Genomic DNA, 12891 nt, shown 5'->3' on the forward strand with positions numbered 1-12891 from the left:
CCCTGCCCGGCCGCCCCCGTATGCTACAAGTTGCGCTGCGGGCCTGCGCACCTCAGACGTAGCAGGTCGCGCTCGCATCTGTTGTATGTCCCCTCGGTTCTCGAGGCGTCATCGGTGTTTTTTGGTGGCGCTTCCTTGGCTGTCCGGCTTCTGCAGAGCGAAACGGGCTCCCGGCGTAAGCAGTACCTACGACTTCAATGTCCGTACCGGAGCCCTTTCCCACATGACGAGCAGCACCGAGACCACCGCCACCACCCCGCAGGTAGCGGTCAACGACATCGGTAACGAGGAAGCTTTCCTCGCCGCGATCGACGAGACGATCAAGTACTTCAACGACGGCGACATCGTCGACGGCGTCATCGTGAAGGTCGACCGGGACGAGGTCCTGCTCGACATCGGTTACAAGACCGAAGGTGTGATCCCGAGCCGCGAGCTCTCGATCAAGCACGACGTCGACCCGAACGAGGTCGTCGCCGTCGGTGACGAGATCGAGGCCCTTGTTCTCCAGAAGGAGGACAAGGAAGGCCGCCTGATCCTCTCGAAGAAGCGCGCCCAGTACGAGCGTGCCTGGGGCACCATCGAGAAGATCAAGGAAGAGGACGGGATCGTCACCGGTACCGTCATCGAGGTCGTCAAGGGTGGTCTCATCCTCGACATCGGCCTCCGTGGCTTCCTCCCGGCCTCCCTGGTCGAGATGCGCCGCGTCCGCGACCTCCAGCCCTACGTGGGCAAGGAGCTCGAGGCCAAGATCATCGAGCTGGACAAGAACCGCAACAACGTGGTCCTGTCCCGCCGTGCCTGGCTGGAGCAGACCCAGTCCGAGGTCCGCCAGACGTTCCTCACCACCCTCCAGAAGGGCCAGGTCCGTTCCGGCGTCGTCTCCTCGATCGTCAACTTCGGTGCCTTCGTGGACCTGGGTGGCGTCGACGGTCTGGTCCACGTCTCCGAGCTGTCCTGGAAGCACATCGATCACCCCTCCGAGGTGGTCGAGGTCGGCCAGGAGGTCACCGTCGAGGTCCTCGACGTGGACATGGACCGCGAGCGCGTCTCCCTGTCGCTGAAGGCGACCCAGGAAGACCCGTGGCAGCAGTTCGCCCGCACCCACCAGATCGGCCAGGTCGTGCCCGGCAAGGTCACGAAGCTGGTGCCGTTCGGTGCGTTCGTCCGCGTGGACGAGGGCATCGAGGGTCTGGTCCACATCTCCGAGCTGGCCGAGCGCCACGTGGAGATCCCGGAGCAGGTCGTCCAGGTCAACGACGAGATCTTCGTCAAGGTCATCGACATCGACCTCGAGCGCCGTCGCATCAGCCTCTCGCTGAAGCAGGCCAACGAGTCGTTCGGTTCCGACCCGTCGGCGGTCGAGTTCGACCCGACCCTGTACGGCATGGCCGCGTCCTACGACGACCAGGGCAACTACATCTACCCCGAGGGCTTCGACCCCGAGACCAACGACTGGCTCGAGGGCTACGAGACCCAGCGCGAGGCGTGGGAGACCCAGTACGCCGAGGCGCAGCAGCGCTTCGAGCAGCACCAGGCGCAGGTCATCAAGTCCCGCGAGGCGGACGAGAAGGCCGCTGCCGAGGGTGTCGACACCGCGAGTGCGGCTCCGGCCGCCTCCAGCGGTGGCGGTGGCTCGTACTCCTCCGAGGGCGGCGACAACTCCGGCGCCCTGGCGTCGGACGAGGCGCTGGCCGCGCTGCGCGAGAAGCTGGCCGGCGGCCAGAGCTGAGCGCACGCTGAGCACCGGCTCCTGATCGGGCGTCACAGCTCGTGAACCGAGGGCCCGCACCCTACCCGGGGTGCGGGCCCTCGGCGTGTTCGCCGGGCCCCCGCCGCCGTGATCGCCGGGCTGCGCCGCCGGGTCCGCCCTCCGCCCGTCGCCGGCCGGACACGCGGATGCCGGTGTGCGGACGGGAATGTCCGCGCCGGGGCCCGCGTTGTCCAGTACGAACACGAGGAGGGGAGCGGACACTGTGCTTGATCCGCAGGGTTTGTACGCATGGGAGCCGAAGGGCTTGGCCGTCGTCGACATGGCACTCGCCCAGGAGTCGGCCGGACTGGTCATGCTCTACCACTTCGACGGATACATCGACGCGGGCGAGGCCGGGGACCAGATCGTCGACCAGGTGCTCGACTCGCTGCCCCACCAGGTCGTCGCCCGCTTCGACCACGACCGGCTCGTGGACTACCGGGCGCGCCGCCCGCTGCTGACCTTCAAGCGGGACACCTGGACGGACTACGAGGAACCCACCATCGAGGTGCGGATCGTCCAGGACGCGACCGGAGCCCCCTTCCTGCTGCTGTCGGGTCCCGAGCCGGACGTCGAGTGGGAGCGCTTCGCCGCGGCCGTGGGGCAGATCGTCGAGCGCCTCGGCGTGCGCCTCTCCGTCAACTTCCACGGCATCCCCATGGGCGTGCCGCACACCCGCCCCGTCGGCATCACCCCGCACGGCACCCGCACCGACCTCGTACCCGGCCACCGCAGCCCCTTCGAGGAGGCGCAGGTCCCCGGCAGCGCCGAGGCGCTCGTCGAGTACCGGCTCATGCAGGCCGGCCACGAGGTGCTGGGGGTCGCCGCGCACGTCCCGCACTACATCGCCCGCTCCCCGTACCCGGACGCCGCCCTGACCGTCCTGGAGACCATCACGGCGGCGACCGGGCTGGTCCTGCCGGGCATCGCGCACTCCCTGCGCACGGAGGCGCACCGCACGCAGACGGAGATCGACCGGCAGGTCCAGGAGGGCGACGAGGAACTCACCGCCCTCGTCCAGGGCCTGGAGCACCAGTACGACGCCGTCGCGGGTGCCGAGACCCGCGGCAACATGCTCGCCGAGGCCGCCGACATCCCGTCGGCGGACGAGATCGGCCGCGAGTTCGAACGCTTCCTGGCGGAGCGGGAGGGCGACGGCTGACACCCGCCGGGCGCCGTCCCGGCCGCCCCGTCGGACCGGCGCCCACCGGCAGGCCCTAGGCTTCCGCTCATGCTGAAGGTGGGCCTGACCGGCGGGATCGGCGCCGGCAAGAGCGAGGTGTCGCGGCTGCTCGTCGAGCACGGCGCCGTACTGATCGACGCGGACCGGATCGCGCGCGAGGTCGTGGCGCCGGGAACCCCGGGGCTGGCCGCGGTCGTGCAGGAGTTCGGCGAGGACGTGCTCACCGGGGACGGCAGCCTGGACCGGCCGAAACTCGGCTCGATCGTGTTCGCCGACCCGCAGCGGCTGGCCGCGCTGAACTCGATCGTGCACCCCCTGGTCGGCGAACGCTCACGCGCCCTCGAAGAGGCCGCTGCCGAGGACGCCGTCGTCGTCCACGACGTCCCCCTGCTCACGGAGAACGGCCTGGCGCCGCTCTACGACGTCGTGGTCGTCGTCGACGCCGCCCCGGCCACCCAGCTGGACCGGCTGGTACGGCTGCGCGGGATGACCGAGCAGGACGCACGCGCGCGTATGGCCGCCCAGGCGGCGCGCGAGGAGCGCCGGCAGATCGCGGACGTGGTCGTCGACAACGACGTGCCGCTGGACGAACTGCGAGCCCGCGTGCAGGAGGTGTGGGCCGAGCTGACCCGTAGAGCGCACGTCTCGCGCTGAGCGTCCGCGCGCGCACGGAGCAGGCCCCGGCCGCCGCACCGGACCCGCCCCCGTCACTGGAGGAATAGCGTCCCCCGCACGGGCGTTGACGCCCCTGAGAGAGGGAAGGACTGTGCCGTGCCCGAGACCAGCGGTTCGACCGGACGTACTCCGGAGACGGATGTCATCGACTTCCGTGCCGCCGAGCAGTTGCTCGCGGCGCGGGACCCGCAGGGTGCGGTCAAACTGCTCGACGGGGTCATCGGCGCGCACCCCGAGAACACGGCCGCGCGGCTGTTGCGCGCGCGTGCCTTCTTCGCGGCGGCGCAGCTGAGGCCGGCCGAGCTGGAGTTCACCATCGTCCTGGAGCGCGAGCCGGACAACGCGTTCGCGCACTTCGCACTCGCCCGCACCTACGAGCGCCGGGGGTGCCCCGACCAGGCCCGGCGCCACTTCCGGCTGGCGGCAGCCCTGGATCCGAACCCGGAGTACCTGCAGCAGGCGCGGTTCGACCCGTGACGGCCTCCGACTCCGGCGTCCGGGTCCGCGCCTCCGGCGTCCTCCCGGCCCGTTCCTGAGCTTCGCGGCGCGCCCGACGGGAGACCCGCGCCCTGAGCGCTTCTGCACGGGGCCGGAGTGCGTTCACTCGGTCGGGTGAACCGACACGCGACGGGAACGATTGTGCGGGAACGGCCCGTTGGACGGGCATGGAGCTGAACATGCGAGAGGGCCACCAGGGGACGGGGCCCGGAGCCATCGCCCCGGACGGCTGCGCGGTCGAACTCTACGCGCGGCTGCCCGCAGGAGCGGAGCCCGGCGTCATCGCCGCCGCGGTGCCCGGCGGTGCGCGCATCCTGGAGCTGGGCAGCGGCGTGGGACGCATGACGCACCCGCTGCTGGAGCGGGGGTTCGACGTGACCGCGGTGGACGAGTCCGCCGACATGCTGGCGCACGTGCGCGGGACCCGCGCGATATGCAGCCCGATCGAGGACCTCGGCCTGGGCGAGCGCTTCGACGCGGTGCTGCTGGCATCGTTCCTCGTGCACGCCGGGGACGTCGAGGTGAGACGGGGGCTGCTGCGCACCTGTGTCCGGCACGTGGCGGAGGGCGGCTGCGTACTCATCCAACGGGAGGGGGCGGACTATCACACGGATCTGCCGCGCGAGCGGGTGGACCCCAGCGGCTTCACCGTGCGGATCGTGTCCTCGGAGCCGGTCGGGGACGGAGTCCACTCGGTGCGCGCGGAATACGCATTCCCCGACGCGGTCTGGACGCAGACCTTCCGGGCCCGGCCGATGACCGAGGAGCAGTTCGAGCAGGCACTGGGGGAGGTGGGACTCGAGGTGGACCGGTGTCTGACCGACGACGGGACATGGGTGAGGGCGCTTCCCCTGTCCTGAGGAGAAGGCCGACGACTTCCGGGCCGACGGGCAGTCCACCTCCCGACAGCACACGGACCGCTCACCCCAGGAGACTCCCCATGTCTCAGCCCGTTGCCTCCTCCGGCCCCGTCACCCTCACCGCCTCGGACGCCTCCACCGCTTCCACGTCACCGGCGGCCTCCGTCGCACCGGCTCGCGGGCGGGGCGCACGGTCCGCCCTGCGTACGGTGCAGGTGCTCCTCGCGGTGTTCTTCGCCGTGGCGAGCGCCCTGCCCAAGCTGATCGCGCACCCCTCGGCGACCGACACCTTCGCTGACATGGGCTGGGGCGACGCGGGCATGTACGCCATCGGCGTGCTCGAACTGGCCGGTGCGACAGCCCTGTTGATCCCGCTGCTGCAGTCGGTGGCGGCGACGGCCCTCAGTGCGCTGATGGTCGGCGCGTTCGTCGTCCAACTCACCTCCTTCGACGGAGACAACGCCGCGACGCCGGTCATCCTCCTGGTGCCGCTCCTGCTCATCGCCTGGGCCCGTCGTGGGCACCATGCGGAACTCCGCCGACTGGTACGGTCCCGGCGCGCCTGACCGGCCGCGGGCCCTGCCGCCGGCGTCGCTGTGGACGCCGGCGGCAGGGCCTGCGAGCGGCGGTACGTCTCAGGGCCGACTCTCGGCGTCCCTCCGGGCACGGCTCAGGCTCTCCAGCCCCCGCAGCCGCTCCAGCTCGCGGCGGTCGCGCTTGGTCGGGCGGCCGGCGCCCCGGTCGCGGATGCCGGCGGGGGCGACGGCCTCGCGGGGCGGGGGCGGCGGGGAGTTGTCGACGTAACACTGGGCGGCGACCGGGGCACCGACGCGCTTGCGGATCAGCCGCTTCACGACGACGACGCGTTCCCGGCCCTCGTGCCGCAGGCGTACCTCGTCGCCGACGCGCAGTGCGTACGCGGGTTTCACGCGCTCGCCGTTCACCCGGACATGGCCGCCCCGGCAGGCGGTCGCGCCGAGGGAGCGGGTCTTGATGAGGCGGACGGCCCAGATCCAGCTGTCCACGCGGACGCTCCCACCGCTCTGCGGCCCGGCCGCCTCGGCGGCGGCGATCGCGGCGGCGGTCTTCGGGTCCGGGGGCTGGGACACGTCAGCGGCTCCGCCGCCCGCACCCGGCTGCTGCCCGGTCGCTTGCCTGCCGGCCGTACCCTCGGCCTTCTCCTCGGTCCTGTCGTCGGCCTGCGCCCCGGTCCTCGCTCCGGCCTTCGCCGCGGCGGTGTCCCGTGGTCCGGCCGGCCCGCCGTTCCTGCCCTCGTCATGCTCGGAAGCCATGGTTCGACCCTAACCGCCCGGCCGGACGCGAGGGCCCCTGTGCCGGCGGGGCCGGCGCCACCGGGGAGCCTGGGCCCACCGAGGGCCCGCAGGCCTCGAGTCCCCTCGGGTTCCGGCCGTGATCCCGCCGGGTCTTACGGTGGAGGCATGAACACCAGTGGCCTCTCCGTACTCGACCGGCGGATCGAGGGCTGCCGGGCCTGCCCGCGACTGGTCGACTGGCGGGAGGAGGTGGCCCGCACCAAGCGGGCGGCCTTCGCCGACTGGTCCTACTGGGGCCGGCCGGTGCCGGGTTTCGGTCCGCCGGACGCACGTCTGCTGATCGTCGGGCTCGCCCCCGCGGCCCACGGAGGCAACCGCACCGGCCGGATGTTCACCGGCGACCGCTCCGGAGACGTGCTGTACCGGGCGATGTACGACGTGGGCCTCGCCTCGCAGCCCACCGCGGTCACCGCCGACGACGGTCTGGAACTGCTCGGCGTGCGCGTCACCTCGCCGGTGCACTGCGCCCCGCCCGCCAACAAGCCCACCCCCGCCGAACGGGACACCTGCCGTCCCTGGCTGGTCCAGGAACTGGAGCTGCTCAGGACGACGCTGCGGGCGGTGGTCGTGCTCGGCGCCTTCGGCTGGCAGGCCGCACTCCCCGCGTTCGCCGAGGCGGGCTGGGCCGTGCCGCGCCCCCGCCCCGCCTTCGCGCACGGCGGCCACGTCACGCTGGACGCCTCCGACGGCCCGGGCCTGGACGTCTTCGGCTGCTTCCACGTCAGCCAGCGGAACACGTTCACCGGCCGCCTCACCCCCGAGATGCTCCGGGACGTCCTGCGTACGGCGGCCGATACGGCGGGACTGCCCACGGAGTGAGGCACCCGAGGCAGACCCGGCAGGCCCCGGGAAGACCCGGCAGGCCCCCGAAAGGACCTGGCGGACAGCCGGGAGGCACCGGCAGACCCTCAGGAGGTTCCGGGAGCCCCGGGAACCCCGGGAACCCCGGGAGCCCCGGGAACCCCGGGAGCCCCGGGAACCCCGGGAGCCCCGGGAGCCCCGGGGAAAAGGCGTGAGCGGTTCCGGCGCCGCGGCATTAGGGTGCCCCGATGGGCCTGTATCCGGAGATCGAACCGTACGACCAGGGCATGCTCGACGTCGGCGACGGCAACCGCGTCCACTGGGAGACCTGCGGGAACCCGCGGGGCAAGCCCGCGCTGGTGCTGCACGGTGGGCCGGGCTCCGGCACCAGTCCCAACCTCAGGCGGTACTTCGATCCGGCCGCGTACCGGATCGTGCTGCTCGACCAGCGCGGCGCCGGACGCTCGCTGCCCCGGGCGAGCGAGCACGGCACCGACATGAGCGTCAACACGACCGCCCACGTCATGGCGGACCTGGAACGGCTGCGCACCCACCTCGGGATCGAGCGGTGGCTGGTGTGGGGGGTCTCGTGGGGATCGGTCCTGGGGCTGCGGTACGCGCAGACGCACCCGGGCGTCGTGACCGAGCTGGTGCTGACCGGAGTCGCGACCGGTTCCAACGCCGAAGCGGCCCTGCTGACCCGCGGGCTGGGAAAGATCTTCCCCGAAGCCCACGAGCGGTTCCTCGCCGAGCTGCCCGCGGGCGAACGCGACGGCAATCCGGCCGCGGCGTACAACCGGCTGCTGGAGTCGCCCGACGCCGCGGTCCGGGAACGGGCCGCACGCGCCTGGACGGACTGGGAGACGGCGACGATCCCCGCGCCGCCGGGCTCGGTCGCCCGGTTCGCGGATCCCGAGTTCCGTCTGGGCTTCGCGCGTACCGTCACCCACTACTGGGGCAACGACCACTTCCTCGGCGACGGCAACGACGAGGGCGTGGTCCTCAGGGACGCGCACCTGCTCAAGGGCATCCCCGGCACCCTGGTGCAGGGCAGCCTCGACTTCGGCAACCTCCTCGGGATCGTCTGGCGGCTCCACCACGCCTGGCCGGACAGCGAACTGGTGGTCGTGGACGAGGCCGGACACGACGCGGGAGCGGACGGTGACCGGGCTCTGGTGGCGGCGACGGACAGGTACGCACGCGCCGGTGCCTGACGGGCCGCGGCCGGCCCCTGGTCCACCCGGTGGCCGCGCCCGCGCCCTACGGCCGTCACACGTACCGCATGTCCGGCGTCCGCTCCTCGTTGCCGGCGCCGTCCGTCCACTGCACGGCGGTGAAACCGTGCCGCTCGTAGAAGCGGTGCGCGGGTGTGTTGACCTGGAAGGTCCACAGCGAAAGTCCTTGCGGCCCGCGTTCCTTGGCCAGGGCGACGAACCGGTCTCCGATGCCCTGCCCCCACCGGCCCGGGGCGAGGTACAGCTGCGACAGCTCTTCCTCCTCCAGCACCATCACGCCGACGATCGCACCGCCCGGCGCCTCGGCCACCCAGGCTTCGTGCCGGGGCACCAGCACGTGGCGGACGTAGTCCCTACCTCCTCGTCGGTGCGGGGCCGGACCACGGTCGGCAGCGCGGCCGCGAAGGAACGCAGCCAGACGTCGGCCGCGGCACGGGCGTCGGTGGCCTCCGCCCGCCGCAGGACGACCGCCCCGGTTTCCCGTCGACTCACGGGCGCGCCTCCTCCGGGACGACCGCCGTCGCCGTGATCTCCACCAACTGGCCCGGGTAGCCCAAACAGTTCACTCCCAGCAGCGTCGAGGAGTGCGGGCCGGTACTGAGCCCCGACGCCTCGACGACGTCCCAGACGGCCGACAGCACGGCGGCCTCACCGCTGACCACGTACACATCGGTCGACACGACGTGCTGCAACTCGCTCCCGACGGCGTGCACCTGCTCGGTGAGGTTGGCGATCACCTGCTCGGCCTGCCGGACCGGATCGCCCCCGCCGACCAGCTTCCCCTGCGCGTCGAGCGGGACGGACCCGGCCAGGAAGGCGAGCTTCGTGCCGGCCTCGACGACGGAGGCGTGAGCGTAGGAGGGGGGCGGGAACAGGCCGGGCACGGTGACGCGCTGGATCACAGGGGCTCCTGGGGCGGCGAACGGTCGACCTCCCGATCCTCCGCTCCCAGGACCGCCCCTGCACCCGAATTTCCCGGAGCCCGGGCCAGTGGTCCTGCGGCCTGCACCGTGCGGCCCGCCGCCCGTCCCTCGGTGGTCAGCGCCCGCCCCTCCCGCCTCCGCAGCCACAGCCCGGAGCCCCTCCGCCCCCGCCCCACGACGCCATCACGACCTCCCCCGCCGCTACGCTCAGTCACGACTCCATTGACAACGCGCGCCACTGACAATCTGAAGTTCCGCCATTCTCGTGATCGGCTACTGGGTTGCGGGTGGCGGTGTGTGAGGTTGGCTGGTCGGCAGAGGTTGGCGGGTGGGCCGACCCAGAAGCCAGGCTCTGAACGCATGTGCGCGTGTCCCGGCCTACGGCACCCCATTGCGGACCGCGAAGAGGCATCGGTCCGGGGCAGATCCTGATGGTGCGCCGAGGCTGACCATGCCTGGCTGTTGCCGTTTCGACCCGGTTGCGAAAACGCGTCAGCCTGTGGGCGCGCCGATCCGGTCGCGCTCCAGGACGGAACGCAGCTCCGAGAGAGCCTGCGCGGCGGCCGTCATGGGGGACGCCTTGAGCGCATCTGCGGTCAGCTCGGCCAACCGCTCGGTGAAGGTCCCTTCTGCCGCGTCGACCAGCTGCAGGCCGTCGTCGGTGAGGGCCAGCAGTGAGGACCGGCGATCGGATGGATTCGGCTGCCGGACGGCCCATCCCTGCTTTTCCAGGCGGTCGATGGTCTTGCTGGTCGCCCCGATGCCGATGGCGAACTCGGCGGCAAGGTCCGCCACGCGGGACTCGGGGTGGTCGCGCAGGTGGCGCAGGGCCTCGAAGTGCGAGGTGACGATCCCGTGCCGCTCACGGAGACGGTCGTTGAGGGCGTTGTACAGACGCGTCTCGCATCGGACCAGGTCAGCGAAGAAGCCCGGAAGGTCGACCGTGTCACTGCTTGTTTTGGATGCCACGGCATACAGTTTACGATACATGCCACGGCATATAGTGCCGTGGAAGTCGCTCACGGCAGGGGGAGAACGATGAGCGAGGAACAGCGGGCGCAGATTGACGCGATGCTGCGGCAGCCGCGGCCCGAAGGCCCCAGGTCTGTCGAGGCGGCCCGAGCCGGATTCGAGGCGCTGATGGCTGAGATGATCGTGCCCGGCAACATCCGCACCACGCGGACCACGCTCGGCGACCGACCCGATGCCCATCCAGGTGGGCATCAACGAGATCCTGCTGGACGACTCCACGCGCCTGGCCGCCCGCGCCCGCGCAGCCGGAGTGGACGTCATCCTCGACATCACCGCCGACGTACCCCATGTGTTCCGGTCTTTCGCCGGCGTTCTCGACGAGGCCGACCAGGCACTGGACCGCGCAGCCCTGTTCCTCACGCAGCACGTCCACATCCCCGGCACAGCAGCCGCGTCAGCCGGGTAGATCTCGGAGCCCTCTGGCGATACAGCAGGCTGAGCGGCTTTGAGCTTCGCAGGGAATGGACGGCACCACGAGTCGACCGTCCGCAGAGGCGGAACGGTCCGGGGTGGCAGAAGAAGACCTCCGTGTCAGGCCGGAGTCCTGCGGGCGCAGGAAAGGGTGCGCGGTGCAGGAGCCCCGGGTGGGCTGGTCCGGACGCGGTGCGGCGGATCGGGTCCTACGCAGTGTCCGCCCTTGCCGGAGGTGGCGGATGGGCCGCGCGTCGTGCGTGGCTGTACCGGGGAGGTCCAGGTGCCGGTGACCGTACCGTCACCCTTGTTGATCGTGCTGGAAGTCCTGCGGCCGTGCTTCACCGCCCCCGCTCACGACGATGGCGGTGCTGGTCACCGGGGTGCTGTCGGGGAACAGTCCGCGCACCGTCACCGGGATGTGGCAGGCCGCCGGACTGGCCGGGAAGGCGCACTGGTCGCGAGCGCACCGGTTCTTCGCGCGGGCGGTTTGGGACCTGGACCAGGTCGGACTCGCCCTGACCCGTGCGGTCGTGGCTCGCTTCGTGCCCCGGGGAGCGGTGGTGACCCTCGCGGTGGACGACACCCTGTTCCACCGCTATGGAAAGAAGGTCCACGGCGCGACCCCTCCCCTCCCGATACCCTCCCATCCGTCAGGAGACAGGAGTCCTCAGCAGTGCCCTCGCTCACGGAGCAGGAATTCCTCGACACCACCGCCGACCGGCTCGCCGCCCTGCCCGCCGTCCGTGCGGTCACCCTCGGCGGCTCACGGGCCCAGGGCACGCACGGTCCCGACAGCGACTGGGACCTGGCGGTCTACTACCGCGGCGCCTTCGACCCCGACGACGTCCGAGCCCTCGGCTGGGCCGGGGAGGTCTCCGGGATCGGGGCCTGGGGCGGCGGTGTCTTCAACGGGGGAGCGTGGCTGACCGTCGACGGGCGCCGGGTGGACCTGCACTACCGGGACCTCGACGTGGTCGAGCACGAGAGGGCGGAGGCGGAGGCGGGACGGTTCGGCGTCGAACCGCTGATGTTCCACCTCGCCGGCATCCCGACGTACCTCGTGGTCGCGGAGCTGGCGATCAACCGGGTGCTGCGCGGCGAACTGCCCAGCCCCGGCTACCCCGAGGCCCTCCGCACCACCGCTCCCGAACGCTGGTACGGCTTGGCCTCCGCCACCCTCGCCTACGCCAAGGCGGGCCACGCCCCCAAGGGGGCCCTCACCCAGGTCGCCGGCGCGCTCGCCCTCGCCACGACGCAGACCGCGCACGCCGTACTGGCGGCACGGGGGGAGTGGGTCACCAACGAGAAGGGGCTCGTCCAACGGGCCGGGCTCGGGGGGGACCGACGGGATCGACGGGCTGCTGGCGGAGTTGACCCCCCGGCCGGACGCCCTGGCGCGGTCGGTGACGCGTGCCGAGACGCTCCTGCGCGAGGCCGTGGGGCTGGGCTGACGCCGCTGGGCGAACGGGTCCGCCTCGACCGGCGTCGACGGCACACGTACTCCGTCGCTCCGCCGACCGTGACCTCCTCCGGCCGCACCGGCAAGAACCGCGTACACGAGGGTTCCCGCCCGTGCCGCGGGGGCGATGACCGGCGCGGACGGTGCCGGCTGCCCTGCGCGCAGCCGGCCACGGTCAGGTCTGCCGCGGTTCGGGCTCCTCCTCCGCCGGGAGCGGGACCGGGGGAGCGGTGGGCGGCGCCACGAGGAAGGCGGTCGTGGGGTCGACGTCCTCGGCGTGGAACAGGGTGGGCAGGTCGTGGTCGAGGAGCCCTGCCATCTCGACCGCGACTCGCCCCTGGGCGTGCGCCGACCGGATCGACTGGCCGTCCGCCACGGCGGCGTAGAAACGGGCCGCGTAGGCGATCGCGTCGATGTCCGCGATGGAGGCCGACATGCCGATCGCCAGCGGGACGGTGTCCACCAGGCGGGCCGCCTGGGGCGCGGAGTCGCAGGAGTTCGCGGATCACCGACTTCGAGACCGGGCACGCCTCGGGCTTCTCCTGCCACGCCAAGGACCGGATCGAGGACGGGGCGCACGCGGCCCTCTACGGCTCCGGCGCCGGGCGGATGGCCTGGCGAGGCTACTCGGACGGGTCGGCGGCCCTGCGCAGTCTGACCGAAGGGGCACAGGGGTGCGACCGCGAGAAGGGGTACTACGTCGTTCAGGACGATCGGCTCACGGAGG

13 protein-coding genes and 3 pseudogenes are annotated in these 12891 nt (G+C 72.0%); 11 read left to right on the forward strand and 5 right to left on the reverse strand.

Annotated features, from left to right (window positions below; genetic code table 11):
• The first annotated feature begins 223 nt into the window (after nt 1-223).
• From rpsA to ACVV2G_RS02770, 6 genes are all read left to right on the forward strand, one after another.
• Entirely contained in the window at nt 224-1729 is a 1506-nt protein-coding gene (gene rpsA / locus ACVV2G_RS02745; RefSeq protein WP_453840917.1) for a 30S ribosomal protein S1, read from the forward strand.
• A 244-nt stretch (nt 1730-1973) separates the two neighbouring features.
• Entirely contained in the window at nt 1974-2912 is a 939-nt protein-coding gene (locus ACVV2G_RS02750; RefSeq protein ID WP_453840918.1) for a PAC2 family protein, read from the forward strand.
• Between the two features lie 69 nt (nt 2913-2981).
• Nucleotides 2982-3587: a dephospho-CoA kinase gene (gene coaE / locus ACVV2G_RS02755; RefSeq protein WP_453840919.1), complete on the forward strand. Its 606-nt coding sequence runs from the start codon at nt 2982-2984 to the stop codon at nt 3585-3587.
• Between the two features lie 117 nt (nt 3588-3704).
• Nucleotides 3705-4085 (forward strand): tetratricopeptide repeat protein, encoded by a 381-nt coding sequence (locus ACVV2G_RS02760; RefSeq protein ID WP_453840920.1) that lies wholly within the window; start codon nt 3705-3707, stop codon nt 4083-4085.
• A 200-nt stretch (nt 4086-4285) separates the two neighbouring features.
• On the forward strand, nt 4286-4966 hold the full coding sequence (locus ACVV2G_RS02765; protein WP_453840921.1) for a class I SAM-dependent methyltransferase: 681 nt from the start codon (nt 4286-4288) through the stop codon (nt 4964-4966).
• An 80-nt stretch (nt 4967-5046) separates the two neighbouring features.
• Nucleotides 5047-5532 carry a DoxX family protein gene (locus tag ACVV2G_RS02770; protein ID WP_453840922.1) on the forward strand — a complete coding sequence of 162 codons (486 nt, stop codon included), beginning with the start codon at nt 5047-5049 and terminating at the stop codon, nt 5530-5532.
• A 69-nt stretch (nt 5533-5601) separates the two neighbouring features.
• On the opposite strand, the gene ACVV2G_RS02775 is transcribed toward ACVV2G_RS02770, so the two are convergent.
• Nucleotides 5602-6258, reverse strand: coding sequence for an RNA-binding S4 domain-containing protein (locus ACVV2G_RS02775; protein ID WP_453840923.1), 657 nt, complete (start codon nt 6256-6258; stop codon nt 5602-5604).
• Between the two features lie 147 nt (nt 6259-6405).
• Between ACVV2G_RS02775 and ACVV2G_RS02780 the strand changes: the two genes are divergently transcribed.
• Both ACVV2G_RS02780 and pip read left to right on the forward strand, forming a co-directional pair.
• The gene (locus tag ACVV2G_RS02780) at nt 6406-7119 is read left to right on the forward strand and encodes a uracil-DNA glycosylase (protein ID WP_453840924.1); all 714 of its coding nucleotides are present in this window, start codon (nt 6406-6408) and stop codon (nt 7117-7119) included.
• A gap of 230 nt (nt 7120-7349) precedes the next feature.
• Nucleotides 7350-8315 carry a prolyl aminopeptidase gene (gene pip / locus ACVV2G_RS02785; protein WP_453840925.1) on the forward strand — a complete coding sequence of 322 codons (966 nt, stop codon included), beginning with the start codon at nt 7350-7352 and terminating at the stop codon, nt 8313-8315.
• A 55-nt stretch (nt 8316-8370) separates the two neighbouring features.
• On the opposite strand, the pseudogene ACVV2G_RS02790 reads toward pip, so the two are convergent.
• The 3 genes and pseudogenes from ACVV2G_RS02790 to ACVV2G_RS02800 all read right to left on the reverse strand — a co-directional run bounded on the left by ACVV2G_RS02790 (nt 8371) and on the right by ACVV2G_RS02800 (nt 10483).
• Nucleotides 8371-8828, reverse strand: a pseudogene (locus tag ACVV2G_RS02790) (GNAT family N-acetyltransferase).
• Nucleotides 8825-9238 (reverse strand): RidA family protein, encoded by a 414-nt coding sequence (locus tag ACVV2G_RS02795; protein WP_453840926.1) that lies wholly within the window; start codon nt 9236-9238, stop codon nt 8825-8827. Before ACVV2G_RS02795 ends, ACVV2G_RS02790 begins: the two are co-directional and overlap by 4 nt.
• A gap of 513 nt (nt 9239-9751) precedes the next feature.
• On the reverse strand, nt 9752-10483 hold the full coding sequence (locus ACVV2G_RS02800; protein ID WP_453840927.1) for a MarR family winged helix-turn-helix transcriptional regulator: 732 nt from the start codon (nt 10481-10483) through the stop codon (nt 9752-9754).
• Between ACVV2G_RS02800 and ACVV2G_RS02805 the strand changes: the two genes are divergently transcribed.
• From ACVV2G_RS02805 to ACVV2G_RS02815, 3 genes and pseudogenes are all read left to right on the forward strand, one after another.
• Complete coding sequence (locus ACVV2G_RS02805) at nt 10464-10697, forward strand: alpha/beta hydrolase family protein (protein WP_453840928.1); 234 nt, start codon at nt 10464-10466, stop codon at nt 10695-10697. The two genes, ACVV2G_RS02800 and ACVV2G_RS02805, sit on opposite strands and share 20 nt — an antisense overlap.
• Nucleotides 10698-11064: 367 nt before the next feature.
• Nucleotides 11065-11316 (forward strand): annotated as a pseudogene (locus ACVV2G_RS02810) (transposase); the annotation flags it as partial.
• 62 nt (nt 11317-11378) lie between these two features.
• Nucleotides 11379-12156, forward strand: a pseudogene (locus ACVV2G_RS02815) (nucleotidyltransferase domain-containing protein).
• 183 nt (nt 12157-12339) lie between these two features.
• On the opposite strand, the gene ACVV2G_RS02820 reads toward ACVV2G_RS02815, so the two are convergent.
• A complete protein-coding gene (locus tag ACVV2G_RS02820; protein WP_453840929.1) occupies nt 12340-12627 on the reverse strand; it encodes a hypothetical protein in 288 nt (95 codons plus the stop codon).
• Nucleotides 12628-12891: the final 264 nt, after the last annotated feature.

It is taken from the genome of Streptomyces sp. JK94, from assembly GCF_053613315.1.

Bases quoted from the DNA above. Each gene is read 5' to 3' on its own strand.
- coaE (WP_453840919.1), top strand. From the start codon at position 2,982: ATGCTGAAGGTGGGCCTGACCGGCGGGATCGGCGCCGGCAAGAGCGAG.
- ACVV2G_RS02775 (WP_453840923.1), bottom strand. From the start codon at position 6,258: ATGGCTTCCGAGCATGACGAGGGCAGGAACGGCGGGCCGGCCGGACCA.
- ACVV2G_RS02780 (WP_453840924.1), top strand. From the start codon at position 6,406: ATGAACACCAGTGGCCTCTCCGTACTCGACCGGCGGATCGAGGGCTGC.
- ACVV2G_RS02805 (WP_453840928.1), top strand. From the start codon at position 10,464: ATGCCCATCCAGGTGGGCATCAACGAGATCCTGCTGGACGACTCCACG.
- ACVV2G_RS02770 (WP_453840922.1), top strand. From the start codon at position 5,047: ATGTCTCAGCCCGTTGCCTCCTCCGGCCCCGTCACCCTCACCGCCTCG.
- ACVV2G_RS02765 (WP_453840921.1), top strand. From the start codon at position 4,286: ATGCGAGAGGGCCACCAGGGGACGGGGCCCGGAGCCATCGCCCCGGAC.
- ACVV2G_RS02800 (WP_453840927.1), bottom strand. From the start codon at position 10,483: ATGCCCACCTGGATGGGCATCGGGTCGGTCGCCGAGCGTGGTCCGCGT.
- pip (WP_453840925.1), top strand. From the start codon at position 7,350: ATGGGCCTGTATCCGGAGATCGAACCGTACGACCAGGGCATGCTCGAC.
- rpsA (WP_453840917.1), top strand. From the start codon at position 224: ATGACGAGCAGCACCGAGACCACCGCCACCACCCCGCAGGTAGCGGTC.